Source organism: Bacillus sp. FSL H8-0545, from assembly GCF_038006105.1.
GTDB lineage: Bacteria > Bacillota > Bacilli > Bacillales > Bacillaceae_G > Bacillus_A > Bacillus_A cereus_U.
The window spans coordinates 2943476-2968420 of sequence record NZ_JBBOUO010000001.1 but is presented as its reverse complement, the minus strand read 5'-3'; the positions used below and the strand labels follow the sequence as shown (position 1 = coordinate 2968420).

Genomic DNA, 24945 nt, shown 5'->3' with positions numbered 1-24945 from the left:
ACATCAAGTTTCATTATTTAACTGGAGGAATCTATATGAAAATTGACAGTCGAGTATTACCAGAATTAAAACAGGCTTTCTCACAATTTCCAGGCTTTCAATTAGAGGGGGATTTAGAGGCGAGTCGAAGTCTCTTGTCGAATCCACATTTGGAAAAATCAGAGCTTGTAAACATGACCAAGCGAATGATTCCTGGCGCAGCCGGCGAGATGTTAGTTGAAATTTACGAACCTGTTGAGAAAAATCTTGATAAACTTCCAGCTATGCTGTGGATTCACGGTGGTGGATACGTAATGGGCCACCCTGATATGGACGATGTTTTGTGTGAACGCTTTGTTCAGACTGCTGAATGCGTTGTTGTGTCTGTCGATTATCGACTTGCGCCCGAACATCCTTATCCAGCGGCTATTGAAGATTGTTATGCAGGCTTGGTTTGGATGACAAATGAGGCAGACTCGCTTGGAATTGATGTGAATCGAGTTGCGATTGCCGGTGCAAGTGGAGGCGGTGGACTAACAGCAGCGCTTGCATTAATGGCTCGTGATAAAGGAGGTCCATCTATTATTTTTCAGATGCCGCTGTATCCGATGCTTGATAGCCACAACATAACACCATCAAGCTATGAGATTATAGAAGACAATGCAACATGGAATAGATCAAACAATTTAACGGCTTGGAATATGTACTTGGGAAAGAAGAACGATACTAACGAACCATCTCCCTATGCCGTACCTTCGAGAGCAGACAACTTAGCAGGACTACCGCCAACTTATACATGTGTAGGTCAACTCGATTTATTCCGAGATGAAATTATTGAATATGTAACACGACTTGCACAAGCAGGAGTAGATGTTGAATTTCATCTCTACCCCGGCTGCTTCCATTGCTTTGAAGTACTTGTGCCTGAAGCCGAAGTGAGTCAGCGTGCCAGTCAGAATTATTTTGATGCGATGGCACGGGCGCTTCATCCATAACTTATTTTAGTTCAGTCATCGGGGTGTTCAACTGAAGGCATGAGTGATAGCTCTAAATTTATTCGATGAGTAGAGATTACAGAAAGAAGTACAAATAGTGCCACCATATACTTTAAATTTTGCCCCTTACTCATTGATTAAAAACAGGAAATACTTCAAAGTTGGAATAGTTAACCAAGGTTTCAAAATAGTGTGCTAGCAATTCAACTTTTTTACTGCAGTTACGATGATAAGCACAATCAACACTTTGGAGTGTTTTTTTTCGTAAGTCGAGTTACTTTTTTAATCGCATTCATACTAAACAGCAGCAGGAAAGGGCGCCAATTGAACATTGGCACCGTTTATAAGAAGCGATAGACTGCATCCTTAGCTGGATCTTCATTTCAAGCTCGGAAAAAATAGAATTAAGTTCTTTTGGTAGTTGATGATATTGGTTATTTTGAGCTATTGTAGTTAAGGCACCTCTTCTGTGGTAGTGATTTCTAGGTAATCTCACTATACCAAGGATCGAGGTGTTTTTCATTTTACTCAAGTTGTACAGTACACAATTGATAGACTCTAAATTCAATATAGCTAAATCTCCCCGCTTATTTTATAGGTGCGAAAGTTGAGTTATTTGATTCCCATCTTAATGAAGAATTATTGAAATATATTTCTCCATTAGAATGGGAACACATTAATATTCTAGGAAAATACCGATTTAGTATAAAAGAAATTGCATCATTAGACTCCCTACAATCACTACAAACAACTTAACAGTAAAAAGCCAATTATTCTCTTAGAGTACCGGAAATCGGCTTTTTCTTATGAAATTTTGCTTAGCGTACGAAATTCGCGTTTTGATGGTGCTCCCCCATGCCCATCAACTTAAAAATCTTCACTACCTCCAAGTGTAAAAAAACGTTATTCTTTCTAAACAAGCTGATTGAGAAAGGATGACGTTTTTTATGAATCTCTCGATTCAAGATGAATTACAACTATTTGCTGAAGAGCTTCATCAACATTTAACACCTTCTATTTTGGAAGAACTCGCGAGAGAATTGGGTTTTGTGAAAAGAAAACGAAAGTTTTCAGGGAATGAATTAGCTACAATTTGTATTTGGGTGAGTCAACGGATAGCGAGCGATTCTCTCGTTCGATTATGTAGCCAATTACATGCAGCCACAGGAATCCTCATGAGTCCTGAAGGACTCAATAAGCGCTTTAATAAAAAAGCTGTTAAGTTTTTAAAACATATTTTTTCTGCATTATGGCAAAGTAAAGTTTGCGAAACATCAGTAATTTCAAGCTCATCATTAACCCATTTTCAACGAATTCGTATTTTAGATGCAACGATTTTCCAAGTGCCGAAACATTTAGCTAGCGTGTATCCTGGATCGGGTGGTTGTGCCCAAACAGCCGGTATAAAGATTCAATTAGAATATGATTTACATAGTGGACAGTTTTTAAATTTTCAAGTTGAACCAGGGAAAAATAATGATAAGACCTTTGGAACAGAATGTTTAACGACTTTGCGGCCAGGGGATCTCTGTATTCGAGATTTAGGCTATTATTCACTGGAAGATTTAGATCAAATGGACCAACGTGGTGTGTATTATATATCACGGCTTAAATTAAACAATATGGTATATATCAAAAATGAGTTTCCTGAATACTTTCGAAATGGGACAGTTAAAAAACAGTCTCAACACATCAAAGTCGATTTAGAACACATTATGAATACCTTACAACCAGGGCAAGTTTATGAAATGAAAAATGCTTACATTGGAAGGGATAAAAAATTATTCACACGAGTTATCATCTATCGTTTAACCGAAAAACAACTTCATGAACGTAGAAAAAAGCAAGTGTATACCGAGAGTAAGAAGGGAATTACGTATTCTGAAAAGAGCAAACGATTAACTGGAATTAACATATATATTACCAATACACCTTGGGAAATTGTTCCGATGGAACAAGTACATGATTATTATACGCTCCGTTGGCAAATTGAGATTATCTTTAAAACTTGGAAATCATTATTTCAAATCCACCATTGGCACGATATCAAACAAGAACGATTAGAATGCCATGTTTATGGAAAATTGATTGCCATTTTTCTTTGTTCCTCTACAATGTTTAAAATGCGGCAACTAATTCTACAAAAAAAACAAAAAGAATTGAGTGAATATAAAGCGATTGGAATGATCCAAGATCATTTATACATTTTGTATCAAGCTATACGAGAAAACACCCAAAGAATAACAAAGATCCTAGTTCGCCTGTTTACCCTACTACAGAAAAACGGGCGGAAATCTCATCGATATGAGAAGAAAACAGTCTTTGATATTCTGGGTATTGTCTATGAGTATAATCGATTGGAAAAACAAAAGAAAGCAGCATAATTTTTGAAACTATACCTACCAAGGTTTATTTGGCATACTCATTTTTAAGGACAAAAAGTATTTTAAGAGTTTTTTAGTTCATTTGAACGAAAGTTTATTTTGTTTCCATCCTTAAGTTGATGGGCATGTGGTGCTCCCCCATAATGTTGAAAAGGAAAAGAACATCTGTGGAACTAGTGGTGACAATAGAGTTGTTCCACAAATGAGACAGAAGAATAGTGTGCCCTATCTGAGAAAATTGGAATATTATGATTTTAGAAACTACAGCTATTGAAAATAGAACAAATAAAAGCTAAATAACAATAATATAATCTCTTTTCTAGATATGCCTTTATCAAGAATCAAAGAACTTAATACCACTTAGTACAAAAGCATCAGAACTTGGGCTATAACCAACTAACTTTCTTGTTCCTTCAATATCAATTCGTTTAAACCTGTTGTTAGATACACCATGTAAAATTGAAAATGGAGGTAAGTTCTTTGCCGTCATCGACTTTAAGAGAAGGTCCATAAAATCTTCTGGGCTTAAGTATGCACTCATATCTCTAGCTGTTAGTGGTTTACCATATGGATTATAATCATCATATGCACCTATACGAATAGCAAGACTTTGTAACCCTTCTTCATAAGCAAAATAAGAAGCAACAGCCTCTGCAAAACACTTACTTACCCCGTACATATTTTTGGGCCTCGTGGGTGAATAAGCATGTGGTTGATAATCCAAAGGATAGCCTTCAATTGTTTGAGCACTGGAAGCAACTATCACTTTGGATACATTATTATCACTAGCAGCTCTAAAAATATTATAGGTTCCCTTTATATGATTTTCTAATAAGGAGCCATAAAAATCAGCATTTGGCGAAGGATTACCTGCCAAGTGTATAACTATATCTATACCTTTCGTAAATTCTTGACAAGCAGCTAAATCAGAAACATCTAAATATATGATTTCATGATTTGTATCTTTAAAAGTTTCTAAAGCAGATAAGTTAATATCTGCTAGCCGTAACTGGTAATTCCCTTGCTTATCTAGGAATCTTGTAACATCTTGGCCAATCTTACCTGCAGCACCTGTAACTAAAATTTTTTGCATTTCACTTCATCCTTCCATAAAAAATACATCCCTTGTCAAGGGTCATATAATAGAGCATGCACTTATTGTATGTTGGTAATGGCATTAAATAAAACGAAGAAATATAATGGAGACATGAATAAAATTCATGAGGAGGACCATAGTGACTTTAACAAAATATGAAATATTTAACAAAGTGGCAGAACTCAATAGTTTTACAAAAGCTGCAGAAGTGTTAGGTTTCACCCAATCTGCTGTAAGTCATGCAATTAGCAGTTTGGAAAAAGAGTTGTCCTTTCCTTTATTTATTCGTAATCACTCTACTTTAACATTGACCAAAAATGCAGAGGAGCTTTTAATTACCGTTCGGAAAATTTTATACTATAACAACATGCTGAAGCAGGAAGTAGCCGCTATCAATGGGTTCCAAAAAGGAACAGTAAGAGTGGGGGTTTTTTCGAGTATTTCTAAAAACTGGATTCCTGGTATTCTTAAAAAAATGGAGGAAAAGTTTCCAAATATTGAAATCGAATTACTGGAAGGAAACTATGCTGAGGTTGAGAATTGGTTACAAAACGGGAGATTAGATTGTGGATTTATTAATAATGATACTTACTTTGAATCCTTTGAAAAATCCTTTGAAATCGTACAATTGAAGAGGGATCGACTTTTATGTGTTGTATCTAACCAATCCCCATTATGTAAGGAAAACCAAGTATCAATGCAACAAATAGAAAATGTACCTTTTATTATGCCAACATATCAGTGTTATGATGATATTCAAAAAATATTTAGGGAGAATAAAGTTAGCCCCAATATTAGATTCGAAAATATGAATGAATACTCAGTGATCTCCATGGTGGAGAATAATCTAGGAATTAGTATATTGCCAGAAATGATTATACCGACATCAAAAATTTCTTTTGCAGCCATTCCACTTGAAAGTGATAGCTATCGAACTATTGGATTAGCTATAAGAAAACCAACCTCACTCGCGACTAAGAAATTTTCTGAGATTACTAAAAGGTGGGTATCATTTGAATCAATTTAATTTTGCCAAAATCTGAGTTATTTAAACTGATAGGGTTCTTCTTGAACGGAGCAGATTAGTTCAATAAGCAATGAGAAAAAGTTATATATTATGTGTTGATGTAGAACTATAATATACAAAAATCAGGAGGTATTATATGATAATATATAAATTATACGACAGAACACCCTAATAACTTTGACTAATTACTAAACCTATATGAATCTTTATGGTGGAATTCACTTAAATTAACAAGTAATGATTTGGAACGAATGTGCAATCAAAGTTGATACGCCATTTACGCATTTGATGAAAAATAATTAGTGGGTATGGGACGTGTTATTTCAGATGGTGTAATTACTGGAGTAGTTTGGGGAATATGTGTTCTACCAATCTATCTGTCCGAAGGAATCGCCGCCATGTACAAATAGCGCTGGGCAATTGAATCATTTTTCCGCTGGATTTAGCTGAATTTGAACGTTCCTGTATTGTTTGGCACAACATCCAATGCGTTGTTCAATCAGTTATTCACAGCTATAATTGCCTATGCTTTGCTGAAATTTCTTCGTGCACAAGGCCAAAAGACAAAACAAACGCTTGTCATTTGCAGGTTTCACACGCCTGTTTCTTTGTGAATCCTTGTCAATTGAGTGGCAAATTAGTTTGAAAGAAACACTTGAATTCTACAGGTCGATAAATCAAGAAACTGTATTACTTTGGTTAATCAACATACGTGTTAATTTATAGTATAATGATTACTTGAAATAATGCGGTGGAAAAGAGGGAACCGATGCCTACTATACTAGTTGCTGACGACGATGCGAACATTCGCGAACTCGTCTGTTTATTTCTACGCAACGACGGATTCGCAACAGCTGAAGCAGCGGACGGCAAGGAAGCACTGGCCGTCTACATCTCAACGAATGTCGATCTTGTCGTACTTGACATTATGATGCCGATTATGGATGGTTGGACGTTAAGCAAGGAGCTCCGAAGAGCCAATCCTGATCTACCTTTACTTATGCTGACTGCGAGAGGAGAAACATGGGAGAAAGTGAAAGGTTTCGAACTTGGGACGGACGATTATTTAACCAAACCATTCGATCCGTTAGAGTTGACGGTTCGTGTTAGGGCACTACTCAAACGATACAAGATTGGCTCCACGCAGACGATCCATTTCGGGAACGTCATCCTTGATCGACAGACCTATAAGGTGATGAAAGGGACGGAGTCGCTTACGTTGCCGCTAAAGGAGTTCGAATTGCTGTATAAGCTCGCTGGAACACCCGGACAAGTCTATACGCGCGTGCAGTTGATCGATCAGATTTGGGGTATCGATTACGCCGGAGATGATCGAACGGTAGACGTACATATTAAACGGTTGCGTGAACGGTTCGCGACAACACCCGATTTTCGGATCGAAACGGTGCGCGGGCTTGGGTATCGGCTTGAGGTTTATGAATGATCAGATCCTTATATATACGTGTTGTCCTGACATTTTTAGTCTCCATCATCGGGGGCACGATCATTTCTTTTTTGGTGTCAACTTGGATATTCGAAGATAAATTGAACGAAAACGCTCAAATCAACTTACGTAACTTTGGCCAAGACATCGTCCGGATTTACAAGACCTTTCCGTTACGTGAAGCGGACTTGTTCGTAAGTGAAATGAAGCAGCTCGATTCTTATTATATTCGAATTTACGAAGCAACGGGTCAGTTCAAGTCTTACGGTAAACTTCACGGACACAAACCTGCGCCTGTGACGATGGAGCAACTAAAGAAAGTATTAGATGGAGGTGTTGTTCAGGACACTCCTAATGGTATTGCCACGGTCCTCTTAGGGTTGCCGTTGAAAACGGAAATGGGAACGAAAGCGATATTTTTGGAAGCGCTCGCCCCTCCTTCAGCCTCTTTTGTCACAAAGTGGGCATTGGTCTTTGCAACATGTTCGTTGATTGCAGGAAGCTTATTGATTCTAGTTGCCTCTGTATTCCTGGTAAGACCGATAAAAAAGCTGACAAAAGCGACCAAGCGGATAGCATCTGGAGATTTCAACGTCAAGTTGAATATTAAGCAAACGAGTGAGCTGGGTACTTTGGCTCGCAGCTTCGAAGAAATGATGCACGATCTGCAGCAACTTGAGCAGATGCGCAGGGAATTCGTAACGAACGTGTCGCACGAGGTTCAGTCTCCGCTCACTTCGATATCCGGTTATGCTCTAGTGCTTAAGCAAGTTGACCTTTCAGAATACGAACGAAGCCGTTATCTTGATATTATCATCGCTGAAGCGAAAAGGATGTCCAAAATGAGCGATAACCTGCTAAAGCTGAGTTTTCTTGAATCGCAGTCAAAGCAACTGCGGCTCGTCACGCTCAGCCTCGATGAACAAATCCGACGGATAATCGTGGCGCTCCAGCCACAATGGTCTGCTCGCGATATACATTTCGAGCTTGATTTACAGACAGTTAAAGTAACGGCTGATCATGACCTGTTAAATCAGGTATGGACGAATATCCTCAGAAATAGCATCAAATTTTCCGAGGATGCCGGCGTGATTAACGTAAGCATCAAACAAGATATCAAAAACGTGACAATCCTAATATCCGACACTGGTATTGGTATTCACCTTGACGACCAGAAGCGTATATTCGAGCGTTTTTTTAAGGCCGATCGTTCCCACAGTCGTAAGTATGACGGAAGTGGTATGGGACTCGCTATCGTTAAACAGATCGTGTCGCTTCATCAAGGTGACATCCGAGTGAAAAGTGAACCTGGTCAAGGAACGACCTTCATTGTCACCTTGCCAATCACTACACCAACAGATTAGTTAGATTCATTCTCTATGCTACGACTCATATGCAAGCTTACTTGCATATAGAGCCGTAGCATTTTTTTTGGCAGTTCATATTCAGTTCATATTGTCGTCATGGTGAGTACATCTTCATTGGTTAAGTTTTCATTACAGGCACATGAAGGAAGGCAAACAGATCAGGACAGGAGAAGATGACAGTGACACAACAAGAGGAAAAGAAAACGCTGAGTGGAATGAAAATAAAGAAAGTGCGAAACATCTTACTTAAAATCATAGGAGCAATCGTTCTAGCCATTGTACTTTTTTTAGGTATTGTTTATATCGCAAATGTGATGAGTAGTCATTCGGAGCAAAAACGAATAGTGCCCTACGGGCAGCACGTATCTGTAGACGGGAGAAACATGAATGTGTTAATTCAAGGCGAGGGCGAGGAAACGATCGTGCTCCTGCCTGGTTATGGAACAGCTACTCCAGGGCTTGATTTTAAGCTTCTTATCGATGAATTATCTCCATTTTACAAAGTTGTTGCGGTAGAGCCTTTCGGTTATGGATTAAGTGATGAAACTGTAAAAGAGCGAACCACAGAGAATATGGTAAGTGAAGTTCATGAAGCTCTACAGCAGCTTAATATTAACAGATACATGCTCATGGGCCACTCCATTACAGGCATTTATGGAATTGATTATGTGAACAAATATCCAAACGAGGTGACTGCATTTGTCGGAATCGATAGCAGTGTTGCAACACAACCGGGTATGGATATCAATTTCCCATTAAAAACGTTTGCATATCTCAAAAAATCAGGTCTCTTAAGATTGGCTATGAAAATCAGTGCTGACCCCTATGCTGGACTGGCATTTGATGAAAAAACCGTAGAGCAAATGAAAATGATTTCGAATAAAAACATGTATAATGACACAACCTTGAATGAGATGGACCATATTTCGTCTAATTTTAAAGGGGCTCAAGGTTTAATCTTCCCTAAATATCTTCCACTTCTTCTCTTTGTACAAGCGAATAATGAAGGTGTAGCAGGATGGATACCTCTGCATGAAGGGCAGATCAAAGACTCGGTACATGGGAAAGTAGTAACCATGGATGGATCACATTATTTACACCATACCAAATTCAAAGAAATCGCTGAAAACGTTAGACTATTTATGAAAGAAGTAAAGTAAGTGTTCAGAGAAAGGGTCATCCGTTATTTTATGCATTTGTCTACAGTCTGCAAGACCATCATTTCGATGGTCTTTTTTATGTCCAAACAGTTGTATATTTCCAAACCAAGATTATACTTTCGCCTGAAAGACATTGGGTTTCATTTTCATATTAACTAACGAGGCAGGTGTGTGGCCGAGCCTAGGTCGTATCATATAACGGGTGGGATTCCCGTCGAGTAAGAACTAGCCATTCGCTCGTAGCGAGTCTTGGGGGGCTAAAGGTAACTTTAGTCTTTAAGCGTAGACAGTTAGGTGGCGGATTTGCTTTACTGATCGTTCTATTCATCCTGTTAATCATTATAGGATGTAGTTGTTGGGGCGGCGGTAGCGGCGGATTCGGTTACTAAAAAAAGGGGCACTCATAAGAGTGTCTTTTTTCTCAATATAAGAACTCTAAGAATATGATATTATTTTAATGCAAATTCCCTTTTGTGCAATGGGATAGTAATGCCCAACAAAAAAACCACCTATTTCCGTAGGTGGGCCTTATCTTTATTACACAATATCAAAGTATACTCTTTTTTTCTCGTGAATTTTATGTAATTATACATATTTGTAAAAATTACATAAAATAAATATTACATGTAGTAAAATATAAATTGTGGACACGTTCTATAAAGCTGATTCTCCGATTAGAAGGCGTAACACATCTCAACCATATAGGTGTGGCGTTGCTTTAATCTAGCCAAACAAACGATCTCGATTCTCTTGTATTTGTACACTAACAATCTGTTGAAAATAAATGATTCTGTTTTATAGGACGTGTTTACTTAATGTCCAATACATATTATTAAATTAAAGTGGTTCAAGTCGGAGGAAGGCACCTTAGGGTGTCTTTTCTTTATGGGGTCTCACCACATCGCCATCAACTAAAAAAATATATAAAACCCCCAAAAAGGAATTTTATATATTTTCAATTTGAAGAGATCAATTTTCTCGTTTGAGGTATTTGTTTACCTTATCATGAGGACAATAAAGTGTTTTATACTATATTTTTTTGAAATATCAGTAAATTATTTGATGAATTAATAAGTTACTATTAATCTATAAATAGTAACAGTGCAGTAATCCAAAAGAAAAATGCTCAAATCGATAAATAGGGGAGGATTCTAGATGAAGGTAAATCAGAATATTGTTTTAAAAATTATTGGGTTAGAATTTTTATTAATGATTTTTTACACGCTTAACGGGGCCTATCAAACTATTACTAAGCCATCCAGTCCAGTATTACAATTTATTGGACTTGTTCCTTTAGCAGTGGGAATTTTAATATATTTAACAATAAAGAACAAGTGGAAATTCTATTTCTTTGATATTAAGTTAAATAATTCAATGAAGAATACCATTTTATTAAATTCCCCATTAGTGCTTGTTCTATTAGTAATACTACTTGGTAATAAAGGATTAAACACAACATCGGTATCTGACTTATTTTTTATGTTTATCATGCAATTTTTTGTTGTTGCATTTATTGAGGAAATCTTTTTTCGTGGATTTATGCTCAAAATGTTGTTTTCAAAGGGGATAAAAAAATCAGTTTTGATTTCAAGTTTTTTGTTTGGTATCACCCATTTATTACAACTAATTGGTGGGCAGTCTATTGAAGATACCATTTTACAAATCATATATGCATTTTTAGTTGGACTTGTTCTGTCCTTACTTATCGTAAATAAGCAATCAATTATTATCACCATTACTTTCCACACTTTTAATAATTTCTTTAATTTTATGGGGAATGTTCAAGCCTCGTCGCTTTTTGCATATATTATTATTGCAATTTTATTCTTCTACACCATATATTTATGGAAACGTGCTAATAAAAAAGAGTGTATTCGACAGGAAATAAATATAGCAGTTTGAGTTGTGATATTACCTTTTCAGTATAGAGGGCAGCCTGGTACCGCAATATTACCTTTAAAGGGGCTTGCTGCATGCTCATCAACTTAAGAGATTAATTGTTCCACTAAAATGAAAAAATACGTTATTCTTTCTGTAGAATCATAGGAAAGGATGGCGTTTTTTTCATTCTAGGGGGCATTTCTTTTTATTAGCTTGATAGCGATGTGGCGGTACCCCATTAATAGAAAACTACTGCAAGAGTTATAGTTTTATGTTTTTATTTCCCTTTTGGCATTTATCTTTTAATCAGATGAATGCTTTTTTTAGTACATAATAAAAAAATAACCAGAAAAACTGTCACAAAATCCGTTTTTCTGGTTTCTCAATAATACAGGCATCAAATTGAAAGTGAGGTTTAAACTAACATGTTAACCATAAAAAATGAAGAAAGTCATGCTTCTGATATGCCTTTTGAAGATTTATTTAAGCAGTACTATGCTTATGCTGTGAAACAGATTATATGGATTGTTAAAGATCAATCTATCGCTGAAGAGTTAGCACAAGAAGTATTTTTACAATTATATCGTAGCGACTGGAAAGTAATTGAAAACATACCTGGATGGTTGATTAAATCTTCTACTTATGTAGCTTATAACCATTTGCGATCTGAAAAAAGGCAACAAGCGAAGATTGATAAAGAAATACAATACCATGAAGTACAAAATGTTTCATCATTAGACGATGATTGGATAAGAAAAGAAGAAATTACAAAGGTACAAACGATACTAAATAAAATGAATGATCGAGAACGAACCCTTTTACTAATGAAATTCTCTGGTTTTCAATATAAAGAAATTGCAGAAATACTTCAAATTGAAATATCTTCTATTGGAACATTATTGGTCCGAGCCAAAATGAAATTTCGCAAGATTTATAAACAAATGGAGGAGGCATAACAAATGAAATGTTATGATGTCGGATTTATTCAAACATATATTGATGGAGAACTTTCTCATGATATAAGAAAGGAATACACAAAGCACCTAGATACATGTGAAGCATGCCAAGATTTATTAGTAGAAATCAGCAAATTAAATCAATGGGAAAACGTAATGCTAGATGAAGAATCTGCAAATTCACCACAAGAAATCAAAATTGATATAGAACAAGCATGGAAAACATTTGAAAGTCGTTCCAAGCTAGACAATGTTTCTAATATAAATCACAAAAAACAACAGAAGAAGGGACTCTTTACAAACATGAGTAAAAAATCAAAACGTTTCATGTATACAGCAGTAGCTGCAGCAGCACTTTTCACAACAGCAATGATTCCACAAGTACAAGTAGCGGCTACAAATGTTGCCTCATATTTTTCTGATGCAATTACAAATGATAAAGTTGTAAATGAAGGAATACAAGATGAAAATGGTGTCACACAAGATATGATGAAGAATGGTAAATATATTCCTATTGATGAAAAAATTACAGATCAAGGTATTACTGTACATTTCAAAGAATTATATATCGCAGATTCACGTATATCAGTTCATTATAGAATGGAAAAAGCTGACGGAAGTTTAGTACCATTTGAATTTGATACATCAGGATTAGAGCTTGAAAGTGATGGTAAAATTAATGGGCAACAAGAGGAAAACCCTGAGATTAAACATGAAGGGAGACTATCATTTATCCATGATTCAGATGACCGTCTTCCTTTTGAACTTATGGCAGCAGGTAAAAAATTAAATGATGTAGGCATTCGTGATAATGATAAACCCGAAGGTGTTGCTACATTTGTTATAGTTTCTGAGGGAAAAGACGATTTTAAACAGCCCCTTACTTTAGATGTAAATATAAATAGAATTGGAAAAGTAATTGGATCTTGGAAAGGTGAAATTCAAATTGATACTTCACATCTGAAAAATAATACTAATTAAAATGAAAAAAGGAATAGAACAATATGTATCTAATGCTCAGTTTATATGTTTTCTTGTTTTCGTTACATTTATTTCTTATATAGTTTTTACTCTATCTTTTATTTATGATTTAAGTTTATAACCTTAAATCAATCATTTAAGACCATTACAAGAAAAACCTCCCTAGAAAGGTAGGAAAATAAATAACCGGTTATTTTGTATCTAAAATGTGTCTAAACTTACAATTTTCTTTTTTGATATGGTGCCCCTATTGATAAAGAATTTTTTCGTTTAGGGGGTACTTCAAAACCTTAACTTGATGGCGATGGGGTAATATAAGGTTTTAGCTTGATAGCGATGGGCCATTGCCAGCAAGCTAAGAAAAACTAATACTCCAAAATAAGCTGTTTTGCTACAAGTTAGTACAACATTTCGTTCTGGGGGCACTATGGAATTTTAGTTTATTAGCGATAATAAATTAAAGAAATGATTAACCTTAGTTATAAAAAATTAATATATATAACAATAAAACCATCAATTTGAACAATCTTTTTTCAAATTGATGGTTTTTATTTTTGAAAAAATAACTATTTTATAAAAAATATTTTTTTGACCCCCATAAAATTATTTATTCCTTCGAATATATATAAGTAGAAGAAAGCAAATGAAAGAAAAAGCTAAAATTACCAAAAATATAGAGAAGAGTTATTCAAAGATTGCAGATAAAATAGAAAAAGAGCAGGAAGAACAAGTGGTATTGCAAAAGAAAACAAGAAAGCAGTACAAAATATAGACTTCACTTTAGTGCAAGTGGAAAAAATAGTCATCTAAAAAAGTCGGCCTCGAAAAATATGAGTAACAGCAAGAAGACAAGCCCAAAGAAAAGTACTAAGAAAATGTGGTTAAATGGTCACTTGTTTAGTGACCATTTTGCTATTTGAAGCAGAAGGAGGCAGGGAGATTACTAGTGTTGAGTTTAGTAATGAAGATCTTAAAAAAAACGAAAATAGAAGATATCGTATTTAACATACAAAACAACGGAGGAGATAAGGAAGCTTTTATCGTACAGTATCAGCCGTTTATTAGAAAATCAATCTCGTCTGTCTGCCGCCGTTATATTACAGAACAGGATGATGAATATAGCATTGGGTTGTTTGCGTTTAACGAAGCAATTGAACAGTATTCATATAAAAAAGGGAAATCTTTTCTAGCGTTTGCTGATCTTCTTATAAAAAGAGATGTAATTGACTATATACGCAAGGAGTCTAAGCATAATCTTGTCTTTTTAAAAGAAGATAAGCAAGAGGAAATATTAGAAATGCAAGTATCGCTTACGGAGTATATGAAAGAGATGGAAAATAGTAACCGTAAGGAGGAAATTCTTCATTTTCAAAGTGTGCTAGCTGAGTTTAAAATCACATTTTCAGAGCTTGCTAAGGAATCTCCTAAGCATCGTGATACGCGTGAGCACTTAATAGAAATTGTAAAGATTATTATAAAAGACGAGAAAATGATGGAAGAGCTGTTCAGAAAGAAAAAGTTACCGCTGAAACATATTGAACCGCGTGTTAGGGTAAGTCGTAAAACGTTGGAGCGACATAGAAAATACATTATTGCGATGTGTATTATTTTTGCAAACAACTATACATATATTCTTGATTATATAAGAGGGGAGAAGCATGATGAATAAAGGAATTGTGATGGATATAAAAAAACATAGCGTAGTTGTTTTAACTCCAAATGGAGAGTTTATTACGTTTAAAAGACAAGTACACTCTTACATGATTGGAGAGGAAATCTTGTTTAACAAACAAGAGCAAAGAGCACCGCGTTTTTCAATCCCTTCTTTCTTAAAGCCTGCATCATTACTTGTTACTTGTTTTCTATGTGTGTTGCTGTTTTTCTACAACCAACCGGAAGAAAAAGTATTTGCTTATGTCTCAGTGGATATAAATCCAAGTTTAGAGGTGAGCGTAACAAAGGATCTTCGTGTTATAGATTTGCGAGCTTGTAATGATGATGGAAGGCGTATTTTAAAAGAAATGAAACGATGGGAAAATAATGACCTGCAAGACGTAATACGTACTATTATAAAGCAGAGTCAAGAGGATAAGTACTTAACGAATGATAAGCAAGTTATGCTAACAGCTGTTACAAAGGACAAGTCGCTAGAACCACAGTTGGAAAAGGCTATGCAAAAATTAAAGAAAGAGTATGAGACAAAACACGTTACAGTCGTATATCAAAGCAGTACGATGCAAATGCGAGAGAACGCCAAGAAAGCAGGAGTTGGCACAGGTGTTTATATAAAGCAAGATGAGAAGCAGAAATCGATTACTCCTCCTGTACCGCCGTCTAATCAAGGGGAGCGCGATGAGGAGATACATTCGCAACCAAAGTCATCTCCTGATGTATCATCGGATTCGTCTCCTGTAAAAGAAGAAAGATACGAGAAACAAGAGCGTATAGAACAAAAGCAATCCAAGGAACAGCAACCGAAGCAAATAAAAGAAAATAATGGACATCAGCAAGAAAACAACGGTAGAGGGCCTCAAAAAGAAAATAATGGACATCAGCAAGAAAACGACGGTAGAGGGCCTCAAAAAGAAAATAATGGACACCAGCAAGAAAACAACGGTAGAGGGCCTCAAAAAGAAAATAATGGACACCAGCAAGAAAACAACGGTAGAGGGCCTCAAAAAGGAAATAATGGACACCAGCAAGAAAACAACGGTAGAGGGCCTCAAAAAGGAAATAATGGACACCAGCAAGAAAACAACGGTAGAGGATCTCAAGGAAATAATGGACACCAGCAAGAGAACAACGGTAGAGGGTCTCAAGGAAATAATGGACATGAGCAAGAGAATAACGGTAGAGGATCACAGCAAGGAAATATAAACGAAAATAACGGGCCTGAAAATGAGGACAAAAACGTTCCTACCACACAACATCAAGGGAATGAAAAGAAGAATCTATAGAATATTGAAGATGGGAATTCGTTTTATGGTAATAAACCCATCTAGTTTCAAACTAAAGGAATTTTTAATATTTAAATTTTTTAATTGACGGACATAAAATCGTATATCCTTTCGAATTATATATATGGATATCATTAATATTTATATAAAAGGGGAGTAAGAAATATGAAAACAAAAAAAGAAATGTATGAAGAGGTTGCTGAAGCATTGAAGGTATTGGCGCATCCTGCCCGTTTATCCTTAGTAGAAATAATGATTACAAAAGGCCCTACTAATGTAACAACAATGTATGAAACATTACAAATGCCTCAAAGTACAATTAGTCAACATTTATCCAAACTAAGAGCTGCTAAAATCGTTACAGGTACTCGGAAAGGATTAGAAATTTATTATGAAGTAACGGATAATCGTACAAAAGCAATATTATTAAGCTTGGTTTAAATGCTGACTTTCTAGACTTCAAAATTAAGAAGAGGATAGGAAAGTAATTCTGTGGCTATAATTTTTAAGACTTTTATAACACCGCAAAACGAGAGAATGTACATTTTCACATGAAGATGCACATTCTCTCGTTTTGGAGGTGTTTGTATTTCTTAGCTTGATAGCCCTATGTGTACTACCACGAATAGAACGGTATCTTTTATATATTTTCTTTCGTAATATTAACCCCATATTCCCTATAAAAATCTAAAATTGTAGATGCATTCACACCCAAATCTAATAGATTTTCCGGAAAGTAAATTTCAGAATCCGGAACCACAATATCAGATGTTAGCAAAATGTTCTCTGCTTGGACAGCTGCTCCTAAAGCAGTAAGATGTGTCTGTCCTAATGGATCTGATATGTTCACACATCGTCTATGCAATACACCAGTAGCATCATAACCTTTAAGGTGAATAACTATGTTATGTGCACTTCCCTTTCCGGGTTTATAGAGAATATTTTTCCGTAAATCGGTAAATTTTTCTCCGCTAATCATTTTCCAAATCCCTGTATTCACCAGAGAAACCAGTCCATATGTAGATATTTTACTATCAAAAGCAATACGAAAGTTAGCCGAAACAGCATGAATTGATTCTGGCAGGGTTACGTGATCAGGAGTATCCAAACGATAACATTTGGTTATATAACCGTTGGGAAAGCGGACTTTGATTGGATTAGTCATTGGATAAGCCTGTCGCATTCCCTCTCGAGCTTTGACTTCAAATGGAATAGTTAACCGGTCCATATATGCTGTTGAATTTGGTCCTGCTTTGTCTTGAAGAGAATATAGTGCGTTGATATCAACCGTAACCTCTTGAAGATCTTTTGAATAAATTTTAGAAAAAAGGGCTGCTGTCCCCCCCATCCACCCTGAAGCTAATACAACAGGGGATTGGACCTCAACATTTTTTAATCGATCAATAGAACTCTTAAAGCGTTCAGTCCAACGAGTAATGTCAACCAATGGAATTTTTTTTCGAACTGCAGATAGAAGTAGTCTATCTTGCGGGTCATTAACCGCATTAACAACTAATGTGAAATTATCATCCGAATTTCTTAAAGGATCATCTGTTGTGTTGTCTACCTTGACTATTTTTACTCTCTCTGATTCAAAAGGTAACGCTTTCCCTAAGGTTCTTCCCCCTAATCTAATTTCCAAATCAGGATGTCGATCATGTAAAATTTGAGCAATTTGACTACCAACAACTCCATACCCACCAACAATTAATACTGTTTTCTTATTCATCTGAAACCTCCATTTTAATTAGTATGAGATTGTAAGTTTAAACGATTAAAAACTTAAACATTTTAACGTAATGTCGCTAAAAAAAGGGACAAAAGGTGTCCCTAAACTATAAATGAGTACCTAATTCTTACATTCATCTTCAACTAAAGAAACAAGTTCTTTTAAAAGATTTATTGTTTCATTAAATTCAAGACAATAATACATTTCAGTGCCTTTTTTCTGAACTTGAAGTAACCCTGATTGTTTCAATATTTTCAAATGATGAGATACAGTAGGTCTTGACATGGGAATATGCTCCGCAATTTGCGTCACATTCAAGCTATCTTTATCAATTAAAAGTGATACAATTTGCTGACGAGTTGGATCTCCCAACCCTTGAAAACATGGTCTTAAATTTTCTAAAATATGCATTACTTTATCATTACAGTTCATTTCGCTAACATTACCTTCCGTTTAAGAATTTAATCATTTAAACGTATTATAAATTACATTACTATCTAATGCAATAAAGAAGTAGCACCAACTTTAAGTATAAATATAGAAAGTTTCATAAACAGCCATTTTCGTTTTTTCAGATTTGTAAGAATGTTGGTTCTTTTTTCTGTAACAATTGCCAAATCCATTCCAGCTACAACGAGGACAAACACACGAAATTCACGAAGCCTATATCAAATTGGGGTAGTAACACATCGGTATCAAGTTTAAATTTTATAGTGCCCCCAAAACAGAAACTTTTTGTCTTTTATAGCAAAGAAGTTCATTTTGGGGGTAATCTATTTTCTTAACTTAATAGTGATGTGACGATACTCCTATTACAAAATTTCAAAAGAATTCTTTGCATAGAAGATGTAACAAAGTAGGTAGGGTTCTTTTAGTCATTTAATCTTTTCATCTGATGATCTTTTCCCCATTCAAATAGTTCATTCATAATTTGCATTAAAGATTTTCCGTGTTCACTTATTGTGTACTCAACCTTTGGTGGTACTTCTTGATATACGGTACGATGAATAATCCCATCAGCTTCAAGTTGCCGAAGTTGTTGTGTAAGAACTTTTTGTGTAAGGTTTGGAATTTCTCGTTTGATTTCATTTGTTCGCATTTTTCCATCCATCAAAACACATAAAATATAAACTTTCCATTTTCCGCCGATTACATCGAGTGTTGTTGCAATTGGGCAGTCATCATTTTGATTCATATAACACCTCCAAAGGTACCTCAAGGTTCCTATAGTACCTGAAAGTACGTACTTTTCAATTATATGTGACTCATTCATACTAATACTAACGGGTTTGAATTATTTATAAGGGGGAAGAAACTATATGAAAACACTTGTAATTGTAGCACATCCTGATATTGAAAAGTCTCGAATTAATAAAAGATGGATAGAAGAGCTTGAGAAACATTCCGATGAAGTTACGGTGCATGAACTATATAAAGCGGCACCAAATTGGGAGTTTAATGTTGAAGAGGAACAAAAGCTGTTAGTAGAACACGACCGATATATATTTCAATTTCCATTTTATTGGTATAGCTCACCGCCTTTATTAAAGAAGTGGTTTGATGATGTGTTAACGTATGGATTTGCTTACGGATCTAAAGGGGATAAAGTGAAGGGAAAAGAGTTTGGTGTAGCTATTTCTATAGGTGGATTAGAAAAAGACTATGAAAATAGCGGGATTACAATGGCTGAGTTGACGAAACCATTTCACGCTACAAGCTTATACACGGGAATGGAATTTATACCTTCGTTTTATTTATATGGTGCAGAATATAAGCTTAGTGATGAAGAGATTAATAAAAGTGCACCTGAGTATTTACGATATGTGATGAATAAGGAGTATTCAAATATATAAGAGGAAATAGCCATTTACTTGTTAAGTAGATGGCTATTTTTATTGATTTTATATTCACTAAGTGTAATCTTTAGTAAATTAATAATTAATCTGGTAAAATAAAAAACCTAACATATATAAAGGGGAGTTTTACTTGAGAACGATGCGACAATTATTACAAAAAAGAGCAATGCAATCACCAAATTTGGAAGCGCTTGTAGGGGGAGAGAAAAGATATTCATTTCAGCAGTATAATGAACGAGTAAATCAGCTTGCACATTATTTGTTACATAACGGTTTGCAAAGAGGGGATCGTATAGGAATCCTATGTAAAAATAATCCCCCGTTTCCAAGCGTTCTGATGGCAAGTTTGAAAATTGGAGCGGTATTTATTCCGCTAAATCATCAGCTTACTGCTTATGAATTAGAAACGATTGTAAAAGAAGCAAAGTTAAAAGTATTAGTTATTGATGAAGAATTTAGTGAAGTGTTATTAAAGATTGATGCTGTTAAAGAAATTCCTTATGTAATTAAAACGACAGAAGAAGGCTTTGGTTCATTTGAATTAAAATTGCAAGAACAGCCAATTACAGAACCGAACGTAGAAGTTCATGAAGATGATGATGCGATTTACTTATTTACTTCAGGAACGACTGGACAGGCAAAAGCATGTGTGATTGGACATAAAAACTTACACTATTATTTTGCTGAGATTGCGGGGCAAAGAGAAATTCCAGCAGGTGAACGCTTTTTATCAGTGCATCCATTGTTTCATATGAGTGGGGTGCTTTCTATTTTAAATTGCATTTATCATGGCATAACGATGATTTTCTTATCTGATTCAAATCCTACTCTTATTTGGGATAAGATTGAAGAAGAGAAAATTACTACGATGCTTGCGTTTCCAGCGGTTTATAGTTATATGCTTGATGAACTAAATAAAAAAGAGCGTAACATTTCAACCTTTAAAATAGCGCAAAGCGGTGGTACAAAAGTGCCAGAAACACTCATTCAAAAATATATGAAAAAAGGAATATATATGGTGCAAGGGTATGGTAGTACAGAAGGCTGGGTTGTAACCTCATGGCATCCAATGATGGGAAAAGAAAAGATGTCTTCTGTAGGAAAAACTCTTAAACATGTAGAATTGAAAATTGTTCATCCAGAAACAGGTGATGAACTAACAACAAATGAAGTTGGAGAGATTCATGTAAGAAGTCCGTACATGTTTAAAGGATATTGGAATAATGAAAAGGCGACAAAGAAGGTAGTAAAAGATAATTGGTTTAACATGGGCGATGCTGGCATGATAGATGACGATGGATTTCTACATATTATGGGAAGATATAAAGACGTTATCGTACGCGGTGGTGACAACGTATATCCAGATCAAGTAGAAGATGTTATTCATGAAATAAACGGTGTTTTAGAAGTTGCAGTAGTTGGAATTCCAGATGACTTTTGGGGTGAGATTCCAACAGCTTACATTGTAAAGGACATTCAAACACCTTTAACAGAAGAAGAAATTATTCAACATTGTAAGGAGAAACTAGCAAACTATAAAATACCGGAAGTTGTATTTATGGACGAATTACCGAAAAACGCTTTAGGGAAAGTGTTGAAGAGGGAATTAAGGGAAGTTGTTATTTTAAAATAAAAAAGTTGTTAAACGATAAGGAATCCAGTTATGTAGTAAGCATAACTGGATTTTTGTTTATAAAAAACATAATAATTTACTAGATTTTGTATTTTGTGTAAGGTAATAAAGAATATTCAATTAATAATTAAAGGAAGAGATATAAATGAAGCTGCCACTATTACAAGTAGAGACAGAGAGACTGATTATCCGTCCATTTCAAAAAGAGGATTATGAAAGTTGGTTAGATGGATTCAATAAGAGGTTACCATCTCAATATAAATACGATGATGGCTATCATGACATGTCGTCTTCAACAAAGGAATGGTTCACGGAATGGATAAGAGGATTTGATGAGGCGGCACGACGGGATGAAATGTACGTTCTAGGTATTTTTCAGAAAGAAGATGGCGCCAATATTGGAAAGCTAGAGCTTATAAAAATTTTACGTATGGACTATCAATGGGCAATGATGGGCTACTCTATTCATAATCAATATTGGAAAAATGGATACGGAGTAGAAAGTGTAATAGCTGCGCTGCCGTTATTTTTTAATGGCCTTCATTTTCATAGAATCGAATTACATATACATGTTGATAATGAGCCATCCGTTCGTTTGGCAGAAAGAGCTGGTTTTTCATTTGAATGTATGAGAGAGGCGTTTTCTATGGGGAATGGTAAGTGGGCAGATTTTCTTATTTATTATAAAAATAAGGAGACGGATATATGAGGGTACTTATTACAGGTGGAAATCGAGGATTAGGGTTACAGTTAGTAAAAGTATTTCATGAGAATGGGCATATCGTTTATCCGCTAGTTAGAAGTGTGGAAGCGATAGAACAGTTAAAACAGATGTTTTCTTCTAGATGTTTTCCTATATTAGCAGACTTGTCAGATGATGAGAGTACTGAGTGTATTAAGAAGCAAGTTGAGGAGTATACAGAGTATATTGATTTAGTTATAAATAACGCCGGAATTACTGGAAAGGAAACTGAGGTTTTACGTACCAATTCAGAAGAGTTAACGGACCTATTTAACGTTCATTGTTTAGGTGTTATTCGAGCTATAAAAGGTACATATCCGGCTTTAACTAAGTCGAACCATCCGAGAATTATTAATATATCCTCTCGGTTAGGGTCATTACATAAAATGGCGGCCAAAGAGTTTCCTCAAGGAGAGTTTTCGTATTCATATCGAATTGCGAAAGCAGCACAAAATATGTTAACACTCTGTTTACAGCAAGAGTTTGCGGATAAAGGAATTCGTGTAACCGCCATTCATCCAGGGAAATTAAAGACGGACATTGGTGCTTCTGATGCGAATATGACTCCTGCTGAAGGAGCACAAAATATATATGATTGGGTAATAGAATCAAATGAGGATGTGTCAGGGAAGTTTATTGAGCCGGGTGTAGGTGAATTGAAATGGTAATGTACGATCTTTCAATTATTCAAAATGCATTTAGGTCTTTCAAAAAATGTTAAATAGATTATCAAATGCAGTAATAATTGAAGATATAGAAGAAAGACCGGAATATATCCGGTCTTTCATTACCTGTTCAACACTTCAATATAAGAAGCATCCCCAGCTGTTCTAATAGTAGAGCGGAAATTATTATGTTCTAAAGTTTCAGCAACTTGTTTTAATTGCTGTGCATCATCGTGATGAATGAGTAAACTATCTGCACCACTTTCTTCTATATGAATATGTTCAACATTTCCAATCGCTTCATGTATAGCTTTTAAAAATTCAGGTTTCATATTGTCCTCCTATATGTATGTAACGTCGTTACATAGTATTTCCTTATTTTTGAAATATAAAAGTAGAAGAAAGGAGAAATGAAAATGCATATAACGCAGTTTAAAGAACATATTGCATCACTTTTTGAAGAGCATCTTAATAAATACGGTGATGACGAGTATGACTTCACTCACATTAGTAAAGAGGAATTTCACAAAATAGGTTACACGACAAATTTGACGCTAGAGACGATTGAAGAAGCATATCAAAATGGGGTTGATATGATACTTACACATCATGCGCCGTGGAGTTTTTTATTCGGTATGGAAGAGGCTTGTATTAAAAAATTAAAAGAATATGAAATGAATCATTTTTGGATTCATTTGCCGTTAGATTTTGTAAAGTTTGGCACGTGTACGTCGTTATTTAATGAAATTGGGATAGATACAATACTGGAATATTCCACGTATGAGGAAGAAGCGCTACCAGGAATAGGAGAATATAAAGAAGCGATTCCCTTTTCAAACTTAGTTGGAAAACTTGAAGAGAGAATGGAAGAGAAAGTGAAGAGTTGGAAAAACCATGATAAGCCAGTAAAACGGATTGCGATTTTAACAGGTGCAGGAAATAATACAAACCTTATTGAGCGTGCACTAGAAAAAGGTTGTGATACGTACATAACAGGAGAAAAAACATTATATACAGTACAACATGCGAAATTTAAAGACATTAACTTAATTGTAGGTAGTCACACATTTACAGAAGTATTTGGTGTGGAAAGTTTAGCTCTAAAATTGAAAGAAAGAGATCCTGCAATAGAAATTACTAGATTAAATGAAGAGCATTTGGAGTGATGGAAATTCAGCTTATCAATTGAAAATAAAAAAGCAGAAAACTATCAACAAATATCAGCTTAATAAAAAATTAAAGGGATAGGAGAATGACTATGAACAATTTCGTTTGTACAACGTGTGGCGTTCAGTATGCAGCGAGTGTAGAAGAACCGGTAAGTTGTCTTATTTGTGATGAGGAGAGACAATATATTAATCCGAAAGGGCAGTCTTGGACGACTTTAGAAAACTTGCAAACGAGTGATACATATAAAAATGAAATTATAGAAGAAGAAAATGGGCTTTATAGTATTACGACAAAACCAGAATTTGCGATCGGTCAAACGGCATTTGTAGTAAAAACAGAGTCATATCGTTTACTATGGGATTGTATTACTTATTTAGATGAAACGACAATTGAGAAGATAAAAGAGTGTGGCGGATTAGATGCGATTGCACTATCTCATCCGCATTATTATTCAACACAAGTAGAATGGGCAGAAACATTTGATGTACCAATTTATATACACGAAGACGACAAAGAGTGGGTAATGCGCCCGAGTAGTCGTATCATTTATTGGGCTGGCGAGTCTTTACGATTAGCGGATGGAATTACTGTTCATCGTCTCGGAGGACATTTTAGTGGCGGTTCTGTATTACACTGGGAAGAAGGAAATGATGGGAAAGGTATTTTATTAACAGGTGATATCATACAAGTTGTAGCGGATCAACAGTGGGTGAGCTTCATGTACAGCTATCCAAATTTAATTCCATTACCGGCGAGAAAAGTTGAGGAAATGGCGAATCGAGTGAAACCGTTACAATTTGATCGTTTATATAATGCTTTTCACCGAGTAGTAAAAGAAAATGCAAATGAGGCAGTGGAACGTTCTGCTGAAAGATATATGAAAGCGATAGAAGGAAAGCTGTTTCATACGTAAAAGGAGAGTT

The 24945-nt window shown here is 35.4% G+C and carries 24 protein-coding genes and 2 pseudogenes; 21 read left to right on the top strand and 5 right to left on the bottom strand.

The window, feature by feature from the left end; genetic code table 11:
* Positions 1-35 precede the first annotated feature (35 nt).
* Together MHI07_RS15540 and MHI07_RS15535 are read left to right on the top strand one after the other, a co-directional pair.
* Positions 36-974: an alpha/beta hydrolase gene (locus MHI07_RS15540; protein ID WP_340824916.1), complete on the top strand. Its 939-nt coding sequence runs from the start codon at positions 36-38 to the stop codon at positions 972-974.
* Positions 975-1921: 947 nt separating this feature from the next.
* Entirely contained in the window at positions 1922-3358 is a 1437-nt protein-coding gene (locus MHI07_RS15535; RefSeq protein WP_340824914.1) for an IS4 family transposase, read from the top strand.
* 334 nt (positions 3359-3692) lie between these two features.
* Here the strand turns inward: MHI07_RS15535 and MHI07_RS15530 are convergent, their stop codons facing one another.
* Entirely contained in the window at positions 3693-4451 is a 759-nt protein-coding gene (locus MHI07_RS15530) for an NAD-dependent epimerase/dehydratase family protein (protein WP_002014092.1), read from the bottom strand.
* Positions 4452-4593: 142 nt separating this feature from the next.
* Between MHI07_RS15530 and MHI07_RS15525 the strand changes: the two genes are divergently transcribed.
* The 13 genes and pseudogenes from MHI07_RS15525 (at position 4594) to MHI07_RS15465 (ending at position 16668) form a co-directional block, all read left to right on the top strand.
* Positions 4594-5481 (top strand): LysR family transcriptional regulator, encoded by an 888-nt coding sequence (locus MHI07_RS15525; protein WP_002165339.1) that lies wholly within the window; start codon positions 4594-4596, stop codon positions 5479-5481.
* A gap of 146 nt (positions 5482-5627) precedes the next feature.
* A pseudogene (locus tag MHI07_RS15520) lies at positions 5628-5873 on the top strand (GNAT family N-acetyltransferase); the annotation flags it as partial.
* 377 nt (positions 5874-6250) lie between these two features.
* Positions 6251-6925, top strand: coding sequence for a response regulator transcription factor (locus tag MHI07_RS15515; RefSeq protein WP_078181930.1), 675 nt, complete (start codon positions 6251-6253; stop codon positions 6923-6925).
* The gene (locus MHI07_RS15510) at positions 6922-8289 is read left to right on the top strand and encodes a sensor histidine kinase (RefSeq protein WP_078181931.1); all 1368 of its coding nucleotides are present in this window, start codon (positions 6922-6924) and stop codon (positions 8287-8289) included. The genes MHI07_RS15515 and MHI07_RS15510 overlap by 4 nt, the downstream gene beginning before the upstream one ends.
* A 182-nt stretch (positions 8290-8471) precedes the next feature.
* Positions 8472-9452, top strand: a complete 981-nt coding sequence (locus MHI07_RS15505) for an alpha/beta hydrolase (protein WP_078181932.1) — start codon at positions 8472-8474, stop codon at positions 9450-9452.
* A 293-nt stretch (positions 9453-9745) separates the two neighbouring features.
* Positions 9746-9841 (top strand): annotated as a pseudogene (locus MHI07_RS15500) (YjcZ family sporulation protein); the annotation flags it as partial.
* Positions 9842-10607: 766 nt separating this feature from the next.
* Complete coding sequence (locus MHI07_RS15495; protein ID WP_016105530.1) at positions 10608-11354, top strand: CPBP family intramembrane glutamic endopeptidase; 747 nt, start codon at positions 10608-10610, stop codon at positions 11352-11354.
* Between the two features lie 404 nt (positions 11355-11758).
* The gene (locus tag MHI07_RS15490) at positions 11759-12289 is read left to right on the top strand and encodes an RNA polymerase sigma factor SigX (RefSeq protein ID WP_048543752.1); all 531 of its coding nucleotides are present in this window, start codon (positions 11759-11761) and stop codon (positions 12287-12289) included.
* Positions 12290-12292: 3 nt separating this feature from the next.
* Positions 12293-13270: a DUF4179 domain-containing protein gene (locus MHI07_RS15485; protein WP_078174523.1), complete on the top strand. Its 978-nt coding sequence runs from the start codon at positions 12293-12295 to the stop codon at positions 13268-13270.
* A 643-nt stretch (positions 13271-13913) separates the two neighbouring features.
* The gene (locus tag MHI07_RS15480) at positions 13914-14042 is read left to right on the top strand and encodes a hypothetical protein (RefSeq protein ID WP_256416133.1); all 129 of its coding nucleotides are present in this window, start codon (positions 13914-13916) and stop codon (positions 14040-14042) included.
* Positions 14043-14216: 174 nt separating this feature from the next.
* Positions 14217-14939 (top strand): RNA polymerase sigma factor SigI, encoded by a 723-nt coding sequence (sigI, locus tag MHI07_RS15475; protein ID WP_033714738.1) that lies wholly within the window; start codon positions 14217-14219, stop codon positions 14937-14939.
* A complete protein-coding gene (locus MHI07_RS15470) occupies positions 14932-16227 on the top strand; it encodes an anti-sigma-I factor RsgI family protein (protein WP_340824903.1) in 1296 nt (431 codons plus the stop codon). Before sigI ends, MHI07_RS15470 begins: the two co-directional genes overlap by 8 nt.
* Positions 16228-16392: 165 nt before the next feature.
* On the top strand, positions 16393-16668 hold the full coding sequence (locus MHI07_RS15465; protein ID WP_016105526.1) for an ArsR/SmtB family transcription factor: 276 nt from the start codon (positions 16393-16395) through the stop codon (positions 16666-16668).
* Positions 16669-16867: 199 nt separating this feature from the next.
* Here MHI07_RS15465 and MHI07_RS15460 read toward each other — a convergent pair whose 3' ends face one another.
* From MHI07_RS15460 to MHI07_RS15450, 3 genes are all read right to left on the bottom strand, one after another.
* Positions 16868-17956 (bottom strand): hypothetical protein, encoded by a 1089-nt coding sequence (locus MHI07_RS15460; RefSeq protein ID WP_002161057.1) that lies wholly within the window; start codon positions 17954-17956, stop codon positions 16868-16870.
* Between the two features lie 120 nt (positions 17957-18076).
* Positions 18077-18388, bottom strand: coding sequence for an ArsR/SmtB family transcription factor (locus MHI07_RS15455; protein ID WP_000995769.1), 312 nt, complete (start codon positions 18386-18388; stop codon positions 18077-18079).
* Between the two features lie 439 nt (positions 18389-18827).
* The gene (locus MHI07_RS15450; RefSeq protein WP_002137377.1) at positions 18828-19151 is read right to left on the bottom strand and encodes a winged helix-turn-helix transcriptional regulator; all 324 of its coding nucleotides are present in this window, start codon (positions 19149-19151) and stop codon (positions 18828-18830) included.
* A 124-nt stretch (positions 19152-19275) separates the two neighbouring features.
* On the opposite strand from MHI07_RS15450, the gene MHI07_RS15445 reads away from it, so the two are divergent.
* The 4 genes from MHI07_RS15445 (at position 19276) to MHI07_RS15430 (ending at position 22855) form a co-directional block, all read left to right on the top strand.
* Positions 19276-19809 carry an NAD(P)H-dependent oxidoreductase gene (locus MHI07_RS15445; RefSeq protein WP_340824898.1) on the top strand — a complete coding sequence of 178 codons (534 nt, stop codon included), beginning with the start codon at positions 19276-19278 and terminating at the stop codon, positions 19807-19809.
* A gap of 133 nt (positions 19810-19942) precedes the next feature.
* The gene (locus MHI07_RS15440; protein WP_016105523.1) at positions 19943-21445 is read left to right on the top strand and encodes a class I adenylate-forming enzyme family protein; all 1503 of its coding nucleotides are present in this window, start codon (positions 19943-19945) and stop codon (positions 21443-21445) included.
* 145 nt (positions 21446-21590) lie between these two features.
* Positions 21591-22154 (top strand): GNAT family N-acetyltransferase, encoded by a 564-nt coding sequence (locus tag MHI07_RS15435; protein WP_002199821.1) that lies wholly within the window; start codon positions 21591-21593, stop codon positions 22152-22154.
* A complete protein-coding gene (locus MHI07_RS15430) occupies positions 22151-22855 on the top strand; it encodes an SDR family NAD(P)-dependent oxidoreductase (protein ID WP_078181127.1) in 705 nt (234 codons plus the stop codon). Before MHI07_RS15435 ends, MHI07_RS15430 begins: the two co-directional genes overlap by 4 nt.
* Positions 22856-22974: 119 nt before the next feature.
* Here the strand turns inward: MHI07_RS15430 and MHI07_RS15425 are convergent, their stop codons facing one another.
* Positions 22975-23184, bottom strand: coding sequence for a hypothetical protein (locus MHI07_RS15425; protein ID WP_002066340.1), 210 nt, complete (start codon positions 23182-23184; stop codon positions 22975-22977).
* 84 nt (positions 23185-23268) lie between these two features.
* Between MHI07_RS15425 and MHI07_RS15420 the strand changes: the two genes are divergently transcribed.
* A complete protein-coding gene (locus MHI07_RS15420) occupies positions 23269-24018 on the top strand; it encodes a Nif3-like dinuclear metal center hexameric protein (RefSeq protein WP_340824894.1) in 750 nt (249 codons plus the stop codon).
* A gap of 92 nt (positions 24019-24110) precedes the next feature.
* A complete protein-coding gene (locus tag MHI07_RS15415) occupies positions 24111-24935 on the top strand; it encodes a hypothetical protein (protein ID WP_340824892.1) in 825 nt (274 codons plus the stop codon).
* Positions 24936-24945 lie beyond the last annotated feature (10 nt).

What these genes read in the sequence shown, in the direction of transcription:
- MHI07_RS15540 (WP_340824916.1), top strand. Translation starts at nt 36, where the DNA reads ATGAAAATTGACAGTCGAGTATTACCAGAATTAAAACAGGCTTTCTCA.
- MHI07_RS15535 (WP_340824914.1), top strand. Translation starts at nt 1,922, where the DNA reads ATGAATCTCTCGATTCAAGATGAATTACAACTATTTGCTGAAGAGCTT.
- MHI07_RS15530 (WP_002014092.1), bottom strand. Translation starts at nt 4,451, where the DNA reads ATGCAAAAAATTTTAGTTACAGGTGCTGCAGGTAAGATTGGCCAAGAT.
- MHI07_RS15515 (WP_078181930.1), top strand. Translation starts at nt 6,251, where the DNA reads ATGCCTACTATACTAGTTGCTGACGACGATGCGAACATTCGCGAACTC.
- MHI07_RS15510 (WP_078181931.1), top strand. Translation starts at nt 6,922, where the DNA reads ATGATCAGATCCTTATATATACGTGTTGTCCTGACATTTTTAGTCTCC.
- MHI07_RS15495 (WP_016105530.1), top strand. Translation starts at nt 10,608, where the DNA reads ATGAAGGTAAATCAGAATATTGTTTTAAAAATTATTGGGTTAGAATTT.
- MHI07_RS15490 (WP_048543752.1), top strand. Translation starts at nt 11,759, where the DNA reads ATGTTAACCATAAAAAATGAAGAAAGTCATGCTTCTGATATGCCTTTT.
- MHI07_RS15485 (WP_078174523.1), top strand. Translation starts at nt 12,293, where the DNA reads ATGAAATGTTATGATGTCGGATTTATTCAAACATATATTGATGGAGAA.
- MHI07_RS15480 (WP_256416133.1), top strand. Translation starts at nt 13,914, where the DNA reads ATGAAAGAAAAAGCTAAAATTACCAAAAATATAGAGAAGAGTTATTCA.
- MHI07_RS15470 (WP_340824903.1), top strand. Translation starts at nt 14,932, where the DNA reads ATGAATAAAGGAATTGTGATGGATATAAAAAAACATAGCGTAGTTGTT.
- MHI07_RS15465 (WP_016105526.1), top strand. Translation starts at nt 16,393, where the DNA reads ATGAAAACAAAAAAAGAAATGTATGAAGAGGTTGCTGAAGCATTGAAG.
- MHI07_RS15460 (WP_002161057.1), bottom strand. Translation starts at nt 17,956, where the DNA reads ATGAATAAGAAAACAGTATTAATTGTTGGTGGGTATGGAGTTGTTGGT.
- MHI07_RS15455 (WP_000995769.1), bottom strand. Translation starts at nt 18,388, where the DNA reads ATGAACTGTAATGATAAAGTAATGCATATTTTAGAAAATTTAAGACCA.
- MHI07_RS15450 (WP_002137377.1), bottom strand. Translation starts at nt 19,151, where the DNA reads ATGAATCAAAATGATGACTGCCCAATTGCAACAACACTCGATGTAATC.
- MHI07_RS15445 (WP_340824898.1), top strand. Translation starts at nt 19,276, where the DNA reads ATGAAAACACTTGTAATTGTAGCACATCCTGATATTGAAAAGTCTCGA.
- MHI07_RS15435 (WP_002199821.1), top strand. Translation starts at nt 21,591, where the DNA reads ATGAAGCTGCCACTATTACAAGTAGAGACAGAGAGACTGATTATCCGT.
- MHI07_RS15430 (WP_078181127.1), top strand. Translation starts at nt 22,151, where the DNA reads ATGAGGGTACTTATTACAGGTGGAAATCGAGGATTAGGGTTACAGTTA.
- MHI07_RS15425 (WP_002066340.1), bottom strand. Translation starts at nt 23,184, where the DNA reads ATGAAACCTGAATTTTTAAAAGCTATACATGAAGCGATTGGAAATGTT.
- MHI07_RS15420 (WP_340824894.1), top strand. Translation starts at nt 23,269, where the DNA reads ATGCATATAACGCAGTTTAAAGAACATATTGCATCACTTTTTGAAGAG.
- MHI07_RS15415 (WP_340824892.1), top strand. Translation starts at nt 24,111, where the DNA reads ATGAACAATTTCGTTTGTACAACGTGTGGCGTTCAGTATGCAGCGAGT.